This is a genomic window from Nonomuraea deserti (assembly GCF_004348685.1).
GTDB classification, from domain to species: domain Bacteria; phylum Actinomycetota; class Actinomycetes; order Streptosporangiales; family Streptosporangiaceae; genus Nonomuraea; species Nonomuraea deserti.
The window spans coordinates 1-20,533 of the sequence record NZ_SMKO01000062.1; the positions used below are offsets into that span (position 1 = coordinate 1).

At 70.6% G+C, this 20,533-nt stretch carries 15 protein-coding genes; 6 read left to right on the forward strand and 9 right to left on the reverse strand.

What is annotated here, in order from left to right; all coding sequences use genetic code 11:
* On the forward strand, positions 1-572 hold a 572-nt coding region (locus tag E1292_RS22825), incomplete at its 5' end, for a GNAT family N-acetyltransferase (RefSeq protein WP_132597260.1).
* On the opposite strand, the gene E1292_RS22830 is transcribed toward E1292_RS22825, so the two are convergent.
* The 3 genes from E1292_RS22830 to fbaA all read right to left on the reverse strand — a co-directional run bounded on the left by E1292_RS22830 (position 569) and on the right by fbaA (position 3,417).
* A complete protein-coding gene (locus E1292_RS22830; RefSeq protein WP_132597261.1) occupies positions 569-1,852 on the reverse strand; it encodes an adenylosuccinate synthase in 1,284 nt (427 codons plus the stop codon). The two genes, E1292_RS22825 and E1292_RS22830, sit on opposite strands and share 4 nt — an antisense overlap.
* A 98-nt stretch (positions 1,853-1,950) precedes the next feature.
* Positions 1,951-2,361 carry a DUF3151 domain-containing protein gene (locus tag E1292_RS22835; protein WP_220447009.1) on the reverse strand — a complete coding sequence of 137 codons (411 nt, stop codon included), beginning with the start codon at positions 2,359-2,361 and terminating at the stop codon, positions 1,951-1,953.
* Positions 2,362-2,394: 33 nt separating this feature from the next.
* A complete protein-coding gene (gene fbaA, locus E1292_RS22840) occupies positions 2,395-3,417 on the reverse strand; it encodes a class II fructose-bisphosphate aldolase (protein ID WP_132597263.1) in 1,023 nt (340 codons plus the stop codon).
* Between the two features lie 127 nt (positions 3,418-3,544).
* Here fbaA and E1292_RS22845 point away from each other — a divergent pair, with 127 nt between their 5' ends.
* Both E1292_RS22845 and E1292_RS22850 read left to right on the forward strand, forming a co-directional pair.
* Positions 3,545-4,246, forward strand: a complete 702-nt coding sequence (locus tag E1292_RS22845; protein ID WP_132597264.1) for a DedA family protein — start codon at positions 3,545-3,547, stop codon at positions 4,244-4,246.
* Positions 4,247-4,416: 170 nt separating this feature from the next.
* A complete protein-coding gene (locus E1292_RS22850; protein ID WP_132597265.1) occupies positions 4,417-4,917 on the forward strand; it encodes a hypothetical protein in 501 nt (166 codons plus the stop codon).
* Here the strand turns inward: E1292_RS22850 and pyrE are convergent.
* Positions 4,914-5,447 (reverse strand): orotate phosphoribosyltransferase, encoded by a 534-nt coding sequence (gene pyrE, locus E1292_RS22855; protein WP_132597266.1) that lies wholly within the window; start codon positions 5,445-5,447, stop codon positions 4,914-4,916. The genes E1292_RS22850 and pyrE overlap by 4 nt on opposite strands.
* A gap of 122 nt (positions 5,448-5,569) precedes the next feature.
* Here pyrE and E1292_RS22860 point away from each other — a divergent pair, with 122 nt between their 5' ends.
* Together E1292_RS22860 and E1292_RS22865 are read left to right on the forward strand one after the other, a co-directional pair.
* Positions 5,570-7,927: a sigma-70 family RNA polymerase sigma factor gene (locus E1292_RS22860; RefSeq protein WP_165974688.1), complete on the forward strand. Its 2,358-nt coding sequence runs from the start codon at positions 5,570-5,572 to the stop codon at positions 7,925-7,927.
* Positions 7,928-8,113: 186 nt separating this feature from the next.
* The gene (locus E1292_RS22865; RefSeq protein WP_132597268.1) at positions 8,114-9,499 is read left to right on the forward strand and encodes an NYN domain-containing protein; all 1,386 of its coding nucleotides are present in this window, start codon (positions 8,114-8,116) and stop codon (positions 9,497-9,499) included.
* A gap of 217 nt (positions 9,500-9,716) precedes the next feature.
* On the opposite strand, the gene E1292_RS22870 is transcribed toward E1292_RS22865, so the two are convergent.
* Positions 9,717-10,346, reverse strand: coding sequence for a response regulator (locus tag E1292_RS22870; protein ID WP_132597269.1), 630 nt, complete (start codon positions 10,344-10,346; stop codon positions 9,717-9,719).
* 3 nt (positions 10,347-10,349) lie between these two features.
* Positions 10,350-14,525 carry a hybrid sensor histidine kinase/response regulator gene (locus tag E1292_RS22875; RefSeq protein WP_181958280.1) on the reverse strand — a complete coding sequence of 1,392 codons (4,176 nt, stop codon included), beginning with the start codon at positions 14,523-14,525 and terminating at the stop codon, positions 10,350-10,352.
* Positions 14,526-15,095: 570 nt separating this feature from the next.
* On the opposite strand from E1292_RS22875, the gene E1292_RS22880 reads away from it, so the two are divergent.
* Positions 15,096-16,190, forward strand: a complete 1,095-nt coding sequence (locus E1292_RS22880; RefSeq protein ID WP_246090275.1) for a PP2C family protein-serine/threonine phosphatase — start codon at positions 15,096-15,098, stop codon at positions 16,188-16,190.
* A gap of 127 nt (positions 16,191-16,317) precedes the next feature.
* On the opposite strand, the gene E1292_RS22885 is transcribed toward E1292_RS22880, so the two are convergent.
* The 3 genes from E1292_RS22885 to rho form a co-directional block, all read right to left on the reverse strand.
* On the reverse strand, positions 16,318-18,084 hold the full coding sequence (locus E1292_RS22885) for a S9 family peptidase (protein WP_132597270.1): 1,767 nt from the start codon (positions 18,082-18,084) through the stop codon (positions 16,318-16,320).
* A 129-nt stretch (positions 18,085-18,213) separates the two neighbouring features.
* Positions 18,214-19,257, reverse strand: coding sequence for a putative RNA methyltransferase (locus E1292_RS22890; protein WP_181958281.1), 1,044 nt, complete (start codon positions 19,255-19,257; stop codon positions 18,214-18,216).
* 23 nt (positions 19,258-19,280) lie between these two features.
* Positions 19,281-20,378 carry a transcription termination factor Rho gene (gene rho, locus E1292_RS22895; protein WP_132597290.1) on the reverse strand — a complete coding sequence of 366 codons (1,098 nt, stop codon included), beginning with the start codon at positions 20,376-20,378 and terminating at the stop codon, positions 19,281-19,283.
* Positions 20,379-20,533: the final 155 nt, after the last annotated feature.

The following is a 20,533-nucleotide window of genomic DNA, read 5'->3' on the forward strand; positions in this document are numbered from 1 at the left end:
GCCACATCGTGCCCGCCCCCACCCCCGAGATCCTCCACCGGCTGACCAGCAGGATCACGACGCCCGGCACCTGGCTCAAACTGTGCGCGCCCGCCGAGGCCGTCGTCCCGCACCTCCCGGCCGCCTGGCGCATCCAGGAGCCGGAGTTCATGATGATCGCCACCCGCCTGCCCCGCACGGCCCCGCCCGCGGCCCCCGCGGGCTACACGGCGGCCGTCACGACCAGGGCGGGCGTCACGGTGGCCCGCGTGCTGACGAACGCCGGCGAGATCGCGGCCAGGGGCCAGATCGCGCCGGCGGGCAGGACGGCCGTCGTGGACCAGGTGGAGACGGCCGCCCGCCACCGCCGCCGCGGCCTCGGCACCGTCATCATGCGGACGCTCACCTCCGCCGCCGCCTCGGCGGGCGCGCGGCAGGGCATCCTGGTGGCCACGGCAGAGGGCAGGGCCCTGTACGAAACGCTCGGCTGGACCCTCCACACCCCGATGACGGCCGTGGTCCTGACCACCCCGCGACCCGGTCCGCCGCCGGGGCACGGCCTGTCCCGGCCCCGCCCCGCACGCGGTCCCTAGACGAGCGGCCTGACCACGACCGTCTGGTCGCGGCCCGGGCCGACGCCGATCGCGGAGATCGGGGCGCCGCTCATCTCCTCCAGCGCCCTGACGTACGACTGCGCGTTCGGCGGCAGGTCCTCGAAGACCTTGGCCCCCGTGATGTCCTCCTGCCAGCCGGGGAACTCCTCGTAGATCGGCTTGGCGTGGTGGAAGTCGGTCTGCGTCATGGGGATCTCGTCGTGCCGCACCCCGTCCACGTCGTACGCCACGCACACCGGGACGCGCTCCAGACCGGACAGGACGTCCAGCTTGGTGAGGAAGTAGTCGGTGATCCCGTTGACGCGGGTGGCGTACCGGGCGATCACCGCGTCGAACCAGCCGCAGCGGCGGTCGCGGCCGGTCGTGACGCCGAACTCGCCGCCGGTCTGGCGCAGCCACTCGCCCATGTCGTCCGTGAGCTCCGTCGGGAACGGCCCGGAGCCGACGCGGGTGGTGTACGCCTTGAGAATCCCGATGATCTTCGTGAGGCGGTTGGGCGGGATGCCGGCCCCGGCGCACGCGCCCCCCGAGGTGGGCGACGACGACGTGACGAACGGGTAGGTGCCGTGGTCGAGGTCGAGCAGCGTGCCCTGCCCGCCCTCCAGCAGCACGAACTTGTCGTCGTCCAGCGCCTTGGACAACACCAGCGAGGTGTCGGCGATGTGCGGCTTGAGGCGCTCCGCGTAGGCGAGATATTCCTCCACGACCGCCGCCGGGTCGATCCCGCGCCGGTTGTAGACCTTGGTCAGCACCTGGTTCTTCTCGGTCAGGGCGACCTCGATCTTCTTCGCCAGGATGCCGGGGTCGAGCAGGTCCTGGACGCGCACCCCCATGCGGGCGACCTTGTCGCCGTACGCGGGCCCGATGCCGCGCCCCGTGGTGCCGATCCTGGCCTTGCCGAGGTAACGCTCGGTGACCTTGTCGAGCGCCTTGTGGTGGGGCATGATCAGGTGCGCGTTGGAGGAGATCAGCAGCCGCTCCGCGGAGATGCCCCGCTGGGCCAGCCCGTCGATCTCGCCCAGCAGCACGCCGGGGTCGATGACCACGCCGTTGCCGATGACCGGCACCACGTCAGGCGACAGGATCCCCGTCGGTAGCAGGTGCAGCGCGTATTTCTGGTCTCCGATGACCACGGTGTGACCCGCGTTGTTGCCACCCTGATAGCGGACGACGTAGTCGACGTCGCCACCGAGCAGGTCGGTGGCCTTGCCCTTGCCCTCATCGCCCCACTGGGCACCAACGAGTACGGCAGCCGGCATGGTTCAGTCTCCCGAGCACAAAACGAAACCCCTGGCGCAAGCGCGACAGGGGCTCTTGCGTGGAGAGACTACCCGAACGTGGTTATTCGTCCCAAGGCCTAGCCCTGGGTCAGCGCGTCGTAACCCGTTTCCGTGCTGTCCTTGAGGAACTGCAGGCACCGCTCGGCTTCGTCCTTCTCGCCGATCGCCTGAGCAGCCCTGGACAGCGCGTACAGGCAGCGCAGGAAGCCGCGGTTGGGCTCGTGCTCCCAAGGAACGGGCCCGTGGCCCTTCCAGCCGTTCCGGCGCAACTGGTCGAGCCCGCGGTGGTAGCCCGTGCGGGCGAAGGCGTACGAGGTGACGGCGTGCCCTTGAGCGAAGGCCTCTTCCGCGAGCGAAGCCCAGGCCGCGGGGAAGGCGGGGAAGCGGGCGGCCACGTCGGAGGCCTTGGCCCCGGATTCGAGCGCCTCCGTGGCCTCGGGCAGGTCCGGCAGGTGAGTCGGGGGCGGCCCGGCGAGAAGGTTATCCATAGGACAAGTCATACCCGCCGGACCGCTCCTGTGCTATGAGATCTTTGTCCCAGCGCTCTTCAGGCTCTGGCACGCCTCCGCGACGCGCGCGGCCATCCCGGCCTCGGCGGCCTTGCCGTAGGAGCGCGGGTCGTAGGTCTTCTTGTTGCCCACGTCGCCGTCGACCTTGAGCACTCCGTCGTAGTTGCGGAACATGTGGTCCGCGATCGGCCTGGTGAAGGCGTACTGCGTGTCGGTGTCGACGTTCATCTTCACCACGCCGTACGAGATGGCCTCGTGGATCTCCTCGAGCAGCGAGCCGGAGCCGCCGTGGAAGACCAGGTCGAACGGCTTGTCCTTGCCGAACTTCGCGCCGACCGCGTCCTGGATCTCCTTCAGCACGCTCGGCCGCAGCTTGACGTGGCCGGGCTTGTAGACGCCGTGCACGTTGCCGAACGTGGCGGCCAGCATGTAGCGGCCCTTGTCGCCGACGCCCACGGCCTCGGCGGTGGCCAGCGCGTCGCCGGCGGTCGTGTAGAGCTTCTCGTTGATCTCGCCGACGACGCCGTCCTCCTCGCCGCCGACGACGCCGATCTCCATCTCCATGATGATCCGCGCCTTGGCGCACTTCTCCAGGAGTTCCTTGGCGATGTCGAGGTTCTCCTCGAGGGGCACGGCCGAGCCGTCCCACATGTGCGACTGGAACAGCGGGTCGAGGCCCTTGGCCACCCGCTCCAGCGAGATGTCGATCAGCGGCCGCATGAAGCCGTCGAGCTTGTCCTTCGGGCAGTGGTCGGTGTGCAGCGCCACCGTGACCGGATATTTGGCGGCCACCACCCTGGCGTATTCGGCCAGCGCCGTCGCGCCCGTGACCATGTCCTTCACCGTGGTGCCCGACAGGAAGTCGGCGCCGCCGGTGGAGACCTGCACGATGCCGTCGCTCTCGGCCTCGGCGAAGCCCCGCAAGGCGGCGTTCAGCGTCTGCGATGAGGTCACGTTGATCGCCGGGTAGGCGAATCCGCCGGCCTTCGCCCGGTCGAGCATCTCAGCGTAGACCTCTGGAGTCGCTATAGGCATGATTCATCTCCCTGAGAAGTAAACGGCTTCGCGCGAGCCCAGTATCCCGGCTCCCTACCCTGCGTGGTAGAGACAGCGCGACCTCATTGGTCATCTCGCGCCTCTCCAGTACAGGTAGGCTCTCCTGGTGGACTGGCTTTGGAACCTCCTGGACCCGACGTGGTGGCTGACGATTCTCGGCGCTTTCGCCACGGTCGGCGTTCTGGCCATCATCTTCGCCGAAACCGGTTTGCTGCTCGGGTTCTTCCTGCCCGGCGACTCGCTGCTGGTGGCCGCGGGAATCTTCAGCTCGGCGGCGGTGGCCCAGGGAATGGGCATCACCCCGCTTTCCCTGCCCGTGCTGCTGATCGGCACGCCGCTGTGCGCGATCGCGGGCGCCCAGCTCGGGCATTTCCTGGGGGCCCGGTTCGGCCGCAGGCTCTTCGACAAGCCGGATTCACGGTTGTTCAAGCGCGAGCACGTGCTCAGGGCCGAGGAGTTCTTCGAGAAGTTCGGCCCCGCGAAGGCGGTGGTGCTGGCGAGATTCGTGCCGATCGTCCGCACGTTCATGAATCCGGTGGCGGGCGTGCTGGAGATGCCGGCCAAACGTTTCCTCGTCTGGAACATCGTCGGCGGCGTCGTCTGGACCGAGGGGCTCATCCTGCTCGGCAACGCCCTCGGCAGGGAGGTCGATCCCAAGCAGATCGACAAATACATCCTGCCCGGCGTCTTCCTCATCGTGCTCATCTCGATCATCCCGATCATCGTCGAGGTGATCAAAAAGCGCAGGGGTGACAAGGTCGCCGCCGTCCCCAGCGGCAAGCACCGTGTCACCAACGGCCGGCACTAACCGCGACGGCGGATCATTCGCCCGGCGGCGAGAACCAGACCGCCGGCTCTACGGCCCGGGTCGGCGGGATGTGAAGCCTGTGGAGGCCACGTAAGACCGTTGGGCAGTCCCCCGCCCCTCGCCTTGACCGGGACGGCTGTCGCCGGTGAAGCAGGAAGATCCAACCCGCGATGGTCGGAATCCCCGACAGCCGTGGGGAGAAGGTCAACAAGCTGTACGCTCCCCCTGTGGGACGCCACAGGTCAGATCCGATGGGCATGGCCCGATTAGCTCTCACCGTCCTGGCGGCGGGAGCCGTGGTGACACTGCTGGTCATCGGCGGGCGCGCGCTGCTCGTGGCGCCGGGCGGGCAGCCTTCTGAACGTGAGCGCGCCTCCGCCCCGGCCACCGGCCTCGCCACCGCTCCGGCCTCCGACGCCACGGTGCGGGTGCCGACCGTGCGCATCGAGTGCCTGGCGGAGACCTGCCCCGTGGTCACCGTACGCGTGCCGGGCGGCGACGTGCTCCACCACCACGAGATGACCAGGGGCGAGGAGCTCAACTACTTCGAGCCCGAGCTCGACGTGGTGCTCAGCGACGCGGGCACGGTGCGGGTCACCGAGAACGGCAAGCCGCGCGAGCAGGGCGGCAGCGGAAAGAGGGAGGCGTTCACCGTCCGGGAGCCCGACTAGAGCCCCAGGTCGGCGAGCGTGAAAGCGGTGCGGTAGTCGAGGCCCTCGCCGGTGACGCGCTCCCTGGCGCCCCTGTCGACGATCGTCGCCACCGCCACCACCTCGGCCCCGGCTTCCCGCAGCGCCTCCACGGCCGTCAGCGGCGAGGCGCCCGTCGTCGAGGTGTCCTCGACGGCCAGCACGCGCCGCCCCTTCACCTCGGGTCCTTCGATCCTGCGCTGCATGCCGTGCGCCTTCTGCGCCTTGCGCACCACGAACGCGTCGAGCGTGCGCCCGCGCGCCGCCGCCGCGTGCAGCATCGCGCCCGCAACCGGGTCGGCTCCCAGCGTGAGCCCGCCCACCGCGTCGTATTCCAGGTCGGCGGTCAGGTCGAGCATCACCCTGCCGACGAGCGGCGCGGCCACCCCGTCGAGCGTGATGCGCCGCAGGTCGAGGTAGAAGTCGGCCTCCTTGCCGGAGGAGAGCGTGACCTTGCCGTGGACGATGGCCTTGCTCTTGATCTCGGCCAGCAGGTTGTCGCGATCCGTCATGCGCCCAAGCTTATGGCCCGCTCGTGATCGCCTCCCCGCACCCGGTTTAGCCGTGCCGGGTAATGCGGAATGTATGCGCGGGGCAACCCTTCGTAATCGTGAGGCCGATCATGGGTGTCGAATTGCCGCAAAGCGATGCAAGCCTGCTACAGGCCGCCCGACAGGGCGATGCCACCGCCTACGGGCGGCTCTACGAGCGGCACGTGGCCGCGGCCCGCGCCATGGCCCGGCAGCTCGTCCGGCGCGCCGAGGCCGAGGACGTCGTCACCGAAGCGTTCACCAAGATCCTCGATCTCGTGGGCAGGGGCGGCGGGCCGGAGTCCGGCTTCCGCACCTACCTGCTGACCGTGGTGCGGCGCACGGTCCACGATCGCTCCAAGCTGGCGGGCCGCCAGGCGGGCGAGGTCGAGGGGTATGACCCGGCGGTGCCGTTCGTCGATCCCGCGCTCGCCGGGCTGGAACGGTCCCTGATCGCCAGGGCGTACCTGTCGCTGCCCGAGCGCTGGCGGGCGGTGCTCTGGCACACGCAGGTGGAGAGGTGCAAGCCGGCCGCGGTGGCGCCGCTGCTCGGGTTGTCGGCCAACGGCGTGGCCGCGCTGGCGTACCGGGCCAGGGAGGGGCTGCGGCGCGCGTACCTGCAGATGCATCTCGGCGCCGCGCCGCCGCACGACTGCCGCCCCGTGCTCGGCAAGATGGGTGCCTACGTCAGGGGCGGGCTGGCCAGGCGCGAGGCGAGGGCCGTCGAGCGGCACGTGGACGGCTGCGAGGAGTGCCACGGGGTGATCCTGGAGCTCACCGACGTCAACCGCGGGCTGCGGGTGCTGGTGGGGCCGTTGATCGCGGGGCCCATGTTCGGCGGGTACGCGGCGGCGCTGGCCAGGCCGGACGCGGCCGAGAGCGGGCCGCACCACGCGATCCGGCGGCTCTGGCGGGCGCGCCGGCGGCAGCCCGTCATGCTGGTCGCCGGCGTGGCCGTCACCGTGGCCGCGGCGGCGTCGTTGTGGCAGACCGCCGGCAAGGCACCCGACGGCACACCGGCGACCTCGACGGTGGCCGCCCAGCCGTCGGAGCCCGTACGCGCGGTACGCGTGCCGCCGCAGGGCGACGACCCCGAGCAGATGCCGCCGCAGGAGAACCCCGATCAGCCGTCGCCGCGGGGCGGGGAGCCCGAACGGGTGCCGCCACCCCCTGTGGAGCAGGAGCCCGCGGGCCAGGCGCGGCTGCGCGCCACCGTCGACGTCCTCGGCGCACTCGTACGCGCCCAACCCGGCATCGTCGGCCTGCGGCTGCGCAACTACGGATCGCGGCCGAGCGAGGAGCTGACGGCGTACGTGACCCTGCCGCCGGGCGTGACGCTCATGCCGCCCGAGCGCCGCGGGCTTCCGGCCGTCGTGGGGCCCGCGGACGGCTGGGAGTGCCGTCCCTCGGTGGGCGGGGCCCGCTGCACCAGGGAGCCGCTGGGCGCAGGGCGGGCGACGGCCGTCTTCCTGCGGGTGGTGGTGGCCCGGCGGGCTCCGCGGAGCACGGGCCCCGCCGCGCGCGTCGACGCCGGCCCGCTGCGGGTCAGGGCGCGGGCCGGCAAGGGGGTACGCGCGACGGGCGCCCCCGCCAGGTTCGCCGCCGACGGGAAGGTGACGGTCAGGGCGGTGGGCAACGCGCTGCTGAGCTGCCCCGAGGAGAGCCCCGGCTGCGCGCAGGCCCGGCGTCGCGAGGGCGGCAGGCGCGACAACGACCTCTGGCCGATGGCCGCCGTGGACCGGGACGGCACCCTCGGCACCGCCACCTCCAGCGGGGCGAGGCTGTCGCTGCCGAAGGGTGGCAGGGTCGTGTGGGCCGGGCTCTACTGGTCGGCCGGTGGCGCGAACACCGGGCCCATCAGGTTCAGGCCGCCGGGGAAGCGTAAATATGCGACGATCCGGCCCAGTCACGTGGCCGTGCGCGAGCTGCCCCAGGGCCCGGTCTACCACGCGTTCGCCGACGTCACAGGGCTGGCGGCGGGTGCGTCCAGGACCGGCGTGTGGTGGGCGGCCGACGCCCCCATGGAAGTAGGGGCCTCGCGCCATGCGGGCTGGAGCCTCGTGCTGGTGGTGACCGATCCGGCGCAGCCGTACAGCCAGGCCGTGGTGCTCGACGCGGCCACCGTGGTCGGCGGGCCCGTCCGCCGGGTGAGCCTCCCGCTGGGCGGGCTGCGCCCCGCCGCCACTCCCGCGAGGGCCGCGCTCGTGACGTGGGAGGGCGACGCCGACCTGAAGGGCGACAAGGTCTCGCTCGGGTCAGGCGCGCTGCGGCCGGCGGGCGGCGACCGCGATCTCGCGAACGTCTTCGACGGGTCGTCGGGCGGTGTGGCGGAGATGACGTTCGGCGTCGACGTCGACACGGTCAGCGCCGAGCTCGGAGCGGATCCCGGGCTGACGATCGCGACGGGTAAGGACGCCGTTCTGTTCGGAGCCGCGGCCATAAGCGTACGAGCACGATCGTGACCATAATCGGGACAAACTGGTACCGTCGGCCTGAGTGGTCCGGCGCGATGGCGGCTGAGGGGCGAATCGTCAGGATTAACCCTCGCACGATCACCTGCTTTCATTACCCTGAGAGAGGGCCGCCGAGTCCGGTCTCTGACGGTGCAGAGCCAGCAAGGTCGGACCACCAGGAAAGGGGCGGTGTCAGTGGATCGCTGTGCGCTGTTCGTGGACGCCGGCTATCTGCTGGCAGACGGAGCGATGGCCGTGCACGGCACGCGTCATCGAGAGGCGGTCTCCTGGGATTATCCGGGCCTGCTCCAGCTGATGACCGGCTTGTCACGCGAGCGCACCGGCCTGCCGCTGCTGCGGTGTTACTGGTACGAAGCGACCGTCGAAGGCCGCCGCACCCCGGAGCACGACGCGCTGGCCGACATACCGGGTATCAAGCTCAGGCTGTCCCGCATCCGGCCGGGCCGGCGCGAGGGCGTGGACGCCCAGGTGCATCGCGATCTCATGACCCTCGCCCGCAACAACGCCATCTGCGACGCGGTGGTCCTGAGCGGCGACGAGGACCTCGCGCAGGTCATCTGCGACGCCCAGGATCTCGGCATCAGGGTGAGCGTCATCCACATCGCGGTCGAAGGCAGCTGGGCCGTGTCGCGCTCGCTCAGGCAGGAGTGCGACGACCTGGTCGAGCTGGGCGCCGTCCACCTGCGGCCGTACGTCAGCCTGGTCAGCGGCGCCGCCGAGGCGGCCAACGGGCACCACCAGCCGATCAGCAACGGGCAGGCCACCCACTCGCTGCCGCCCGGCCAGAGCTCCACGCCGTCGCTGCCCTCGCTGCCGCAGTCGCCGCCGTCCGGCAGCCACGCCACCGGCAACCACGCATCGGGCGGCCACGCCTCCGGTGGTCACGCGGCCGGCAGCCACGCCTCGGGCGGCCACGCCACCGGCAGCCACGCCACCGGCAGCCACGCCACGGGAAATCATGCCACCGGGAGCCACGCCGGCAGTCACGCCGCCGGCGGTGCCACCGCGCCGAGCCAGCCGTCGTCCAACGGGCCTTCGCCGTCGGGGCAGGGCCAGTCGTCGCCGCCTCCGGTGCTGCCCACGTACACCAACTACCAGCCCGAGCCGCAACCGCAACCTCAGCAGCAGGCGCCGCCGCCCTCGGCGCCCGCGCAGCCGCAGCAGCCCAGCACCGGCCAGTTCGCGTCGCCCACCAGTGGTGGCACCGGCCAGTTCTCCCCGCCGGCCAGCGGCGGCTACCAGCAGTCGCAGCACGGCCCCTACACCGGGCCGCAGCCCGCGCCGGTCACACCGTCGGCCTCGACGGCCGGCGCCACCACGCTGTCCGACGCGGTCAAGGCCGCGCACCGGGAAGGGCACGACTTCGGCGAGTCGGTCGCGCGGGACGCGCCCGCGCTCTGGCTGGAGGCGGTGCTGGCCCGCAAGCCGCGCATGCCCTCCGACCTGGAGGCGCGGTTGCTGCAGGGGTCGTCGCTGCCGATCGACTTCCTGCTGCACGACGAGGTGCGCCACGCCCTGCGCCGCGGCTTCTGGGACGCACTGGAACGCGCCCGCCAGTGACCCCTCGACACCGGATGGGCAGCGTCTAGAAGCCCCCGCGTCCCGCAAGCTCGCCCAAGTCCGTGCGCCCGGGCAAGCGCGTCCCGACCGCAGCTCGCCCCATCGCGCGCCCGGGCAAGCGCGTCCCGACCCGCTCGCCCCGGGGAGCGCGCCCGACCCGCTCGCCCCGGGGAGCGCGCCCGACCCGCGTGGCCGGGCAGGCGGGCGCGCCCGCGCGTCAGGAGAGGGCGTCGAAGCCCGCGCGCAGACTGTTCACCCGGTCCGTCAGGTCGGCCAGCGGCGCGGCCAGCGCGGGGTCCTGCGACTTGCGGGCCAGTTCGCGCACCCTGGCCAGCTCGTCCTCCACGGCAGTGAGCCGCCGCGACAGCTCGGGCAGCACCGCCGCGTGGTCGCCGGCGCCGGGCGGCAGCTCGCCGGTCAGGCGATCCCGGAGCATGATCGCCTGCTCCGCCAGGCGCTTGTTCATGTTGTACAGCTCGGTGAACACCGACACCTTCGCCCGCAACACCCACGGGTCGAACGGTTTGGTGAGGTAGTCGACCGCGCCCGCCGCGTAGCCGCGGAAGGCGTAGTCGGGGGCGCTGTCGACGACGGTCAGGAAGATGATCGGGATGTTCCTGGTGCGTTCGCGCCGCTTGATGTGCGCGGCCGTCTCGAAGCCGTCCATGCCGGGCATGCGCACGTCGAGCAGGATGAGCGCGAACTCGGTGTTGAGCAGCGCCTTGAGCGCCTCCTCGCCGGACCTGGCGCGCACGGGCACCAGGTCGAGGGAGCTGAGGATGGCCTCGAGGGCGATCAGGTTTTCCTCGCGGTCATCTACCAGGAGGATCTTCGCACGATCTGTCATCGATCACGACCCTTCGGCTGGTGAGTCGGACGCGGAGCCGCGTCCTCGGCTGAGCCAGCCGCGCAGGCGTTCGAGCAGGCGGTCCACGTCGACCGGCTTGGGCACGTAGTCGGACGCGCCCGAGGCGATGCTCTTCTCCCGGTCGCCCCGCATGACCTTGGCCGTGAGCGCGATGATCGGCAGATCGGCGAACTGGGGCATGCGCCGGATCGCCGACGTCGTCGCCCAGCCGTCCATTTCCGGCATCATGATGTCCATCAGCACGAGCGCGACGTCCTCGTTCCGTTCGAGCTGCTCGATCCCCTCCCGACCGTTTTCAGCGTAGACGACCGTGGAACCATGTCGCTCCAGCACGCTCGTCAGCGCGAAGACGTTACGGATGTCGTCGTCGACGATGAGGATCTTCGCGCCGGCGAGCGGATCGTCGCCCTGCCACTGCGCGGGCGTCTCGGTCGGCGTCTCGACCAGCTCGGGCATCGGCAGGTCGAGCGGCATCGGCGGCTCGGGCGCCGGCGACGTGGGCTCCTCCGCCGGCTTGGTCATGAGCTGCCGGCGCGCGGCGCCGCCGTCGGTCACGGCCAGCGGGCCGGTGTAGGAGGCCGGCAGGTAGAGGGTGAACGTGCTGCCCTTGCCGAGCTCGCTGTCGACGTGGATCTCGCCGCCGAGCAGCCGGGCGATGTCGCGGCAGATGGCCAGGCCCAGGCCCGTGCCGCCGTATTTGCGGCTCGTGGTGCCGTCGGCCTGCCGGAACGCCTCGAAGATGACGTCCCGCTTGTCGGGGGCGATGCCGATGCCGGTGTCGATCACCTGGAAGGCGAGCAGGTCGTCGGCGTCGTGCAGGGTGTCGTCGTCGAACTGCACCCCGGTGGGCGGGGTAGTGACGCGCAGCTTCACCTCGCCCCGCGGCGTGAACTTCACCGCGTTGGAGAGCAGGTTGCGCAGCACCTGCTGCAGGCGCTGCTCGTCGGCGCGCAGCTCCTGCGGCACGTCGGGCTCGACCTCGACGCTGAACGACAGCCCCTTGTCCTGCGCCAGCGGCGCGAACGCCGCCTCCAGCAGGTCGACCATCTTGGGCAGCGACACCTGGATGGGGTGGATGTCCATCCGGCCCGCCTCGACCTTCGACAGGTCGAGCATGTCGTTGATGAGCTGGAGCAGCGCCGAGCCCGCGCTGTGGATCGTGCGGGCGAACTCGACCTGCTGCGAGGTCAGGTTGCCCTCGGCGTTCTCGGTCAGCAGCTTGGCCAGCACCAGCAGGCTGTTGAGCGGCGTGCGCAGCTCGTGCGACATGTTGGCGAGGAACTCGGACTTGTAGCGCGAGGACACCGCGAGCTGCTCGGCGCGCTCCTCCAGGGTGCGGCGGGCCTGCTCGATCTGGAAGTTCTGGATCTCGATCGCGCGGTTCTGCTTGGCCAGCAGCGCCGCCTTGTCCTCCAGCTCGGCGTTGGACCTGCGCAACTCCTCCTGCTGGCGCTGCAGCTCGTCGGAGCGCTCCTGCAGCTCTCTGGTGAGCCGCTGCGACTCGGTCAGCAGGTCTTCGGTGCGGGAGTTGGCGATGATCGTGTTCATCGTGACGCCGATGGTCTCGACGAGCTGCGTCAGGAAGTCGAGGTGCACCTCGCCGAACGGCGTGAACGAGGCCAGCTCGAGGGCGCCGAGCACCCGGCTCTCGAACAGGATCGGCAGCACCACGATCTGGGCGGGCGTGGACCTGCTGAGCCCGCTGTCGATGGTGATGAACTCCGGCGGTACGTCGTCGAGGATGATGTGCCGGCCCTCGGCCGCCGCCTGGCCGACGATGCCCTGGCCGATCGCGAAGCGCTGGCGCGGCCCCCGGTCGGGGCGCACGCCGTAGCCGCCGATCAGCATCAGCTCGTGGTCGCCCTCGGGGTCGATGCTGTAGAAGGCGCCGTAGCGGGCCGACACCAGCGGGGTCAGCTCGCTCATCGTGAGTTTGGCGACCTCGAGGAGGTCGCGGTGGCCCTGCATGAGCCTGGAGATGCGGGCCAGGTTGGACTTGAGCCAGTCCTGTTCCTGGTTGGCCTGGGTGGTCTCGCGGAGATTGGCCACCATCGAGTTGATGTAGTCCTTCAGCTCCGCCAGCTCGCCCTGCGCCTCGACGGCGATCGAGCGGGTCAGGTCGCCCCGCGCCACGGCGCTGGTCACGGTGGCGATGGCGCGCACCTGCGTGGTGAGGTTGCCGGCCAGCTCGTTGACGCTCTCGGTGAGCCGCTTCCACGTGCCCTCGACGCCCTCGACGCGGGCCTGGCCGCCGAGCTGGCCTTCCGAGCCGACCTCGCGGGCGACTCGCGTGACCTCGGAGGCGAACGACGACAGCTGGTCGACCATGCGGTTGATGGTGGTCTTCAGCGCGAGGATCTCGCCCTGGGCGTCGACGTCGATCTTGCGGGTGAGGTCGCCGTTGGCGACCGCGGTGGTCACCTCGGCGATGTTGCGCACCTGGTAGGTCAGGTTGTTGGCCATGAAGTTGACGTTGTCGGTGAGGTCTTTCCAGACGCCCGACACGCCCTGCACCCGGGCCTGGCCGCCCAGCTGCCCCTGCGTGCCCACCTCGCGGGCGACGCGGGTGACCTCGTCGGCGAAGGACGACAGCTGGTCGACCATCGTGTTCAGGGTGTCCTTCAGCTGGAGGATCTCGCCCTGCGCGTCGACGGTGATCTTCCTGGACAGGTTGCCCTGCGCCACCGCGGACGAGACCGCCGCGATCTGGCGCACCTGCGAGGTCAGGTTGTTGGCCATCGAGTTGACGTTGTCGGTGAGGTCTTTCCAGACCCCGGACACGCCGCGCACCTGCGCCTGGCCGCCGAGCTGGCCTTCCGTGCCCACCTCGCGGGCGACGCGGGTCACCTCGGAGGCGAACAACGAGAGCTGCTCGACCATTGTGTTCATGGTCGACTTGAGCTCGAGGATCTCGCCCTGGGCGTCGACGTCGATCTTGCGGGTGAGGTCGCCGTTGGCGACGGCCGTGGTCACCTGGGCGATGTTGCGCACCTGGTAGGTCAGGTTGTTGGCCATCGAGTTGACGTTGTCGGTGAGGTCCTTCCAGACGCCCGACACGCCCTTCACCTCGGCGCGGCCGCCCAGCTTGCCCTCGGTGCCCACCTCGCGGGCGACGCGGGTGACCTCGTCGGCGAAGGACGACAGCTGGTCGACCATCGTGTTCAGGGTGTCCTTCAGCTGGAGGATCTCGCCCTGCGCGTCGACGGTGATCTTTTTCGACAGGTTGCCCTGGGCCACCGCCGTCGCCACGGTCGCGATGCTCCGCACCTGGGAGGTGAGGTTGTTGGCCATGAAGTTGACGTTGTCGGTCAGGTCTTCCCAGACCCCCGACACGCCGGGCACCTGTGCCTGGCCGCCGAGCTGGCCCTCGGTGCCCACCTCGCGGGCGACTCGCGTCACCTCTTCGGCGAAGCCGGAGAGCTGGTCGACCATCGTGTTGACGGTGTTCTTCAGCTCGAACATCTCGCCCACGGCGTCGACCGTCACCTTGCGGCTCAGGTCGCCCTTGGCCACCGCGGTGGTCACGACCGCGATGTCGCGCACCTGCGCGGCCACGCGGGACGACATCGTGTTGACGGCCTCGGTGAGGTCGCGCCAGCTGCCCGACATGCCCCGCAGGTTGGCCGAGCCGCCCAGCCGGCCCTCCGTGCCCGCTTCGCGCGCGACCCTCGTCACCTCGGTGTTGAACAGCGCGAGCTGGTCGACCATGCCGTTGATGGCCTTGCCCAGCCGCCGCACCTCGCCGCGCGCCGTGCGGTCGAGGTCGATGCGTCGTGACAGATCGCCCTTGGCCACCGCGTCGATGACGTCGGCCGCGCCGCTCACCGGGCTGACCAGGGCGTCGATCAGGATGTTGACCGACTCGACGCTCTCCGCCCAGGCGCCGACGCCGGGACCGGGGGTCAGCCGCTCACCGAACCGGCCTTCTTTGACGACTTCCTTGCGTACGCGTGCGAGCTCGTTGGAGAGATGCTCGCGCCGGTCGGCCACTTCGTTGAGCAGCAGCCGCACCTCGCTGAGTATCCCGGGAGGGGCATGAGGGACCCGGCGTCGGAAGTCGCCGTCCCGCCAGGAGAACAGGGTCTCCAGGATGGGAACGAGATCCGACTCGGTGTACGTCCTCTCCTCCGGGGTTAGCGTGGCTTTGGCCGTGGTCATGGGGCCTCCTTCACTCGCGGCGTGCTCCGGCGAGTGATTCAAGTCTGTCACGATGAGTAGCTCGTAGTCCTGTCCTTGGATTTACCCCAAGTCAACGGGAAGTGTGGTAGGCACGTTGGGATGACTGCTTCTCCCCATGCGGTTCTCGCTGCGACGTTCGCGCCGGGCGGGACCGCTGTGACCGCTGCGATGAGGTTCACGCGCGAGGTGATGACCGCGTGGGCCACCGGTGGCGTGCTCCACACCGCAGAGCAGGTCGCGGGAGACTTGGCGGAGCAAGTCGCCGACGAGCCGTTTGAGGTGATTTGGAAGCATTTTGGGGACGCCGTACAGGTCGAGTTGCGGCAGCAAAACCTCTCCCAGAGTGATCCAAAGGCACCTTCCGCGAATGTCGAGGAGTGGGGAGTCACCTTCGCGGGTGATTCCCGTGTCCATTGGGCTAGGATCACGGTACCCGGCTCGGCGGACAGAGTTGCAGCCGAGTGGCTGGAGGAGAGTTCCAGAGGGCCCCACTGGCTGGGGTTCCTTGCCGACGCGAGTGACCTGCTGGCGGGCACGCTCGATCCCGACATGGTCCCCGCGATCGTCGCCCAGGTTGTGGTGCCGAGGCTGGCGAGCTGGTGCGCCGTCTACACCTCCGACACCGCCGCGGGCCCGCTGCGGCTGGTCTACCTCTGGCACGCCGACGAGGCGAAGATCGACGGCCTGCGCGAGCAACTCGACGGCATGGACGTCGACGGCGCCGACACCAGGGTCACCTCCGCGTTCCACGTGAACGACTCGCACGTTCTCGCGGTGCCGCTCACCGCGCGCGGCCGCAGCCTCGGCATGATGTGCCTGGGCCGCCCCGACCGCTTCCCCGACGAGGTCATCCAGTTCGCCGAGGACATCGGCAGGCGCGCCGCGCTCGCCATGGACAACGCCAGGCTCTACGCCCAGCAGGCGGCCGCCAACCGCGCGCTGCAGCGCAGCCTGCTGCCGCCCAACGAGCCCGAGGTCCCCGGTCTCGACTACGGCGTCATCTACGAACCCGCCGGCGAGGCCAACGAGGTCGGCGGCGACTTCTACGACCTGTTCAAGGCGGGCGACGAGTCGTGGCGCTTCGCGATCGGCGACGTCTGCGGCACCGGCCCCGAGGCCGCCGCCGTGACCGGCCTCGCCCGCCACACGCTGCGGCTGCTCGCCAGGGAGGGGTACGGCGTGGCGGCCGTGCTCGGCCGGCTCAACCAGGCGATCCTCGAGGAGGGCGAGCGGGCCAGGTTCCTCACGTTGCTGCACGGCGAGATCACGCCGGTGGAGACCGGGCTGGAGCTGCGCCTGGTGTCGGCGGGCCACCCCGAGGCGCTGCGGCTCAAGCCGAGCGGCAAGGTCGAGGCGGTGACCACCCCGCAGTCGCTGCTGGGCGTCTTCCACGAGGTGATGTTCGAGGCCGACACGATCCGCCTCGACCACGGCGACGTGCTGCTGGCGGTGACCGACGGGGTGACCGAGCGGCGCTCCGGCGGGCGGCTGCTCGACGACGACGGCGGCCTGGCCAAGCTGCTGGCCGAGTGCGCGGGGTTGTCGGCCAGAGCGGTGGCCGAGCGCATCCGCAGGGGTGCGGCCGAGTTCGCCTCCGAGCCGAGCGCCGACGACCTGGCGATCGTGGTGCTGCGCGCCCGCTAGTACGACGACGTGGCGATCGTGGTGCTCCAAGTACGCCCTTCCGGCTCGGCGGTGGCGTGATGGTGGCAGCCGGGAAGCCCGACGATCAAGGGATGGAGTCGCCCAAGTTCTTACGACATGTCAGTAGTTAGTGCAGTTTGACGTGTTTTCGGGCGAAATCGAGCTGGTGCGCGATCTGGGTGATGCGCTCCGAGACCAGGAGCGAGCTCGCGGCGGCGTCGTAAGTGTAGACCTCGTGTTCGCGCCCGTGCTCGGCCAGCTTGGCCACGTACTTCTCGATCTGGCGCATCGGGCAGCGGGCGTCGTTCTCGCCCGCCAGGATCAGCAGCGGGCTCTGCACCTGCTCGACGTAGGTGATGGGGGAGCTGGCCGCGTACCGCTCCGGCTGCTCGTCGGGTGAGCCGCCGAACAACGCCCGGTGGTAGGCCCGCAGGCTCTCCGCCTCGTCCTCGTACGACGTCTGGTGGCAGGCCAGCGGCACCGCCGCGATGCCGGCCGTCCACAGGTCGGGCTGGGTGCCGAGGCCGAGCAGCGTGAGGTAGCCGCCCCAACCCGAGCCCGCGAGCACCATCCGGCCGGGGTCGGAGATGCCGCGCTCGACCACGCACCGGTGCACGGCGGCCACGTCGGCCAGCTCGGTGTGCCCGACGTCGCCGCGCAGCGCGTCACGCCAGGCCGATCCGTAGCCGGTCGAGCCGCGGTAGTTGACCCGCACCACCGCGAAGCCGGCGTCCACCCAGGCCGCGACCTCGGGTGAGAAGGCGTCGCGGTCGTGCGCCGCCGGCCCGCCGTGCAGCAGGAAGATCGTCGGGTAGGGCGCGGTGCCGACCTCGGGCCTGCTGACCAGCGCGTGGATGCGGCCGCCCTCGCCCTCGACGTCGAGGTCCTCCACGGGGACGCTCGGCGGGGCGGGCGGGCCGCTGGAGTTGACCACGACCTGATCGTTGCTCGACCGGATGACCGGCGGGTGGGAGGCGCTCGACCAGGAGTATTCGACATGGCCGCCGGGCCGCGGGGTGGCGTCGTCGATCACGCCGTGCGGCGTCTCGATGAGTTTCAGTACGCCGCCGGCCAGGTCGTAGCGGTGCAGGTGGCTGCGGGCGCGGTCGTCGCGCAGGATGAGCAGGCCGCGGCCGTCGTCGTACCACTCGGCCGCCAGGTCGCCGGAGTCCTTCAGCCAGATCTCGCGCTGCTCGCCGGTCACCGGGTCCCACACCAGGGGCTCGTGGCGCCGGCGGCGCTCGTGCAGGGCGAGCAGGCGGCGGTCGCCCATGACCGGGGCGAAGGTGAGGCCGAGGACCCCCTTGCCGGGGCCGTCGTAGAGCTCGCCGACCGTGTCGCCGTTGTGGCGGACGACGCGGAGCGCCGGGTGCCGGAAGCCGGCGTACTCGCCGTGGTTGACGGCGATCAGAGAACCGTCGAGTGACATGTCGGTCACCCAGTTGGCCTCGGCGTGCTCGTACAGGAGTGTGGCCGGCTCGCCCGCGCGTACCAGGTGGATGCGGAACGCTCCGCCGCTGGCCAGGCTGATCGCCGCGACGCCCGTCGCGGACAGCGCGATGCCGCCGGGCTGGCCCGGCGGGACGTCGGGGGCGACCGGCTCGTCGGGGCCGCCGTTGAACGGCTGGCGCCACCACGACCCGAACTCGTCGCCCTCGGTGTCGGCGAACCAGTAGATCCACTGGCCGGTCGGGTCGATGGCGGCGTACACCGCGCCCCTGGGCCGGTCGGTGACCTGGCGGGTGGTGCCCGACACGCGGTCCAACGCGTAGACCTGCCAGGTGCCGGTGGCGTTGGAACGGTAGATGGAGCGGTTGGGGGCCTGGCGAGCCCAGGACGGCAGCGTCATGCGCGAGGCCCGGAACCTGGCCTGCCAGCGTTCCTCCGCCTTCATCCGGCGCGCTCCCTCCCTGAAGTCCTTCGCCTCGGGGCGACGGATGTCGTCCAGTATTGCGCCTGTGCCGGGGAAATACTTAGGAAATGTGGGGGAATTTCGGACTAAATGCCCCATCAGTAACATCGGTCACGCCGGCCCGTCAAGGAACGGCACTTGATCCGGGGCGGTCTCGTAGATAGACAGGTGAAACGCCGCGCGGGTCGTCACTTTATGACGTCCTTTCGCGACGTTATGGGAGATAAATGAGGCAATTCGCTCATCGAGCGTAGTCGCGTCGGTATGCCACGCACTCGGGCCCATCCCGATCACCTGGGCGAGGTCACCGTGCCCCAACTCCATGTCGAACTCCACCGAACGCCGCTCGCGCTCGGCGAACCCCTCCAGGCTCCGAGCCACCCTGCGCTCCTTCTCGTCGTCGACGGAGAGCAGGCCCAGCTCCTCGACCAGCGGGCTCAGATGCGCCTTCGCGGGAGTGACGACCACCGCGACGCCGCCGGGCCGCAGAATCCTGCCGAACTCCGGCCCGTTCCTGGGCGCGAACACGTCGATCACCACATCGGCCACCCCATCCCGGATCGGGAGGGGCCGCCACACGTCGGCCACGAACGCTCCCGCCCTCGGATGCACCCGCGCCGCCCGGCGCACAGCGTGCTTCGACACATCGAATGCCATCCCGATGCCATCGGTCACCGCGTTGAGCGTGGCCGCCAGATAGTGCCCGGTGCCCGCTCCTGCGTCGACGATCACCGGCGCGGCCCTGCCCTCCGCGCGACGACCCTCGACGATCCCCGGCGCGCGCCCGCGGCCGGCCGACCCCGGGCCGTCACCGGCCTCCATTTGCGCCCCACGGTACGCCCTCAGCTCGGCTCCGTCACTCGTTTCCGTGGAGGACTCATGTTTTCCCCGCCGCGTCACATGCGCCCGCACGGTTTCCGCCACGGCGTCGGTCAGGGGCGCATAGTGCCCCGCGTCCAGGAAATCGGCCCGCGCGGCCACCATCGCGGCGGTGTCGGCGGTGCCCGGCGGCCTGGAGCCGACCAGGAGGCTGACGTATCCCTGCCTGGCCACGTCGAACGTGTGCCCCTGCGCGCACCGCACCGTCGCCGCGTCGATCCGCAGCCCCGCACGGCACACGGGACAGCTCAGATAGTCGACGATGTCAGGCAGCATGTGCCCATTCTGGTGCACGCACGTCACGCGCTCGCTTCGAGGAGGAACGCGGCGTTGGAGGGGGTGGCGCGGAGCTTGCCGACGAGCATCTCGAGCCCCTGCTGCTTCTCCTGCGTGGTGAGCATCCGGCGCAGCCGCCAGATGACCTGCCGCTCCCGCGGGTGCAGCAGGATCTCCTCCCGCCGGGTGCCGGAGGCGTCCAGGTCGACGGCCGGGAACAACCGCCGCTCGGCCAGCTCGCGGGTGAGGTGCAGCTCCATGTTGCCCGTGCCCTTGAACTCCTCGTACAGGCTGTTGTCCATCCGCGAGCCGGTGTCCACCAGCGCGGTGGCGAGGATGGTGAGCGAGCCGCCGCCCTCGACGTTACGAGCGGCGCCGAAGAACCGTTTGGGCGGGTAGAGGGCGGTGGCGTCGATGCCGCCGGTGAGCACGCGTCCCCCGCCCGGCGCCAGGTTGTTGTACGCGCGCCCGAGCCGCGTCAGCGAGTCGAGCAGCAGCACCACGTCCTGCCCTGCCTCGACGAGCCGCTTGGCCCGTTCGATGGCCAGCTCGGCGAGGGCGGCGTGGTCGCGGTCGGGGTGGTCGAAGGTGGAGGAGAAGACCTCGCCGTCGATGGTGGCGCGCATCTCGGTGACCTCCTCGGGCCGCTCGCCCACCAGGAGGACCATGAGGTGCACCTCGGGGTGGTTGCGGGAGATCCCGGCGGCCAGCGCCTGCATCGCCATGGTCTTGCCGGCCTTGGGCGGCGCCACGATGAGGCCGCGCTGCCCCTTGCCGATGGGGGCGAACAGGTCGATGACGCGCGTGCTGAGCGACTCTGTCTCGATGCTGAGCCGTTCTGTCGGGTGGATCGGTGTCAGGTCGGCGAAGCGGGGGCGGTCCCGCCATTGTGCGGCGCCGTTGACGGACTCGACGCCGACCAGCTTGTTGCCGGCGAAGGAGGCGGTCACGTGGTCGCCGGGGCGCAGGTCGTACTGGCGGATCTTGTCGGGTGTGAGGCGGACGTCGCCGGGTCCCGGCAGATGGCCAGCCCGGATAAACGCGGATTTGTCGCGTACGTCCAGAAGGCCGGTCACATGCCGGACGGACGTGGCGGCACGCTGCTGCGGAATGGTTTGCACAGACATGATGGACCCCTCAGGGGAATGCGCCGAACCCGTGACGGGTTGGCATAAAAAGGAACCGCAAGCCGGGCCCTGTGAAGCGGGGCGGGGCTGCGAGGTGAAGATCAGCGGAGCTTGGGCTCAACGCTTGATGGGAACATACCACACCATCT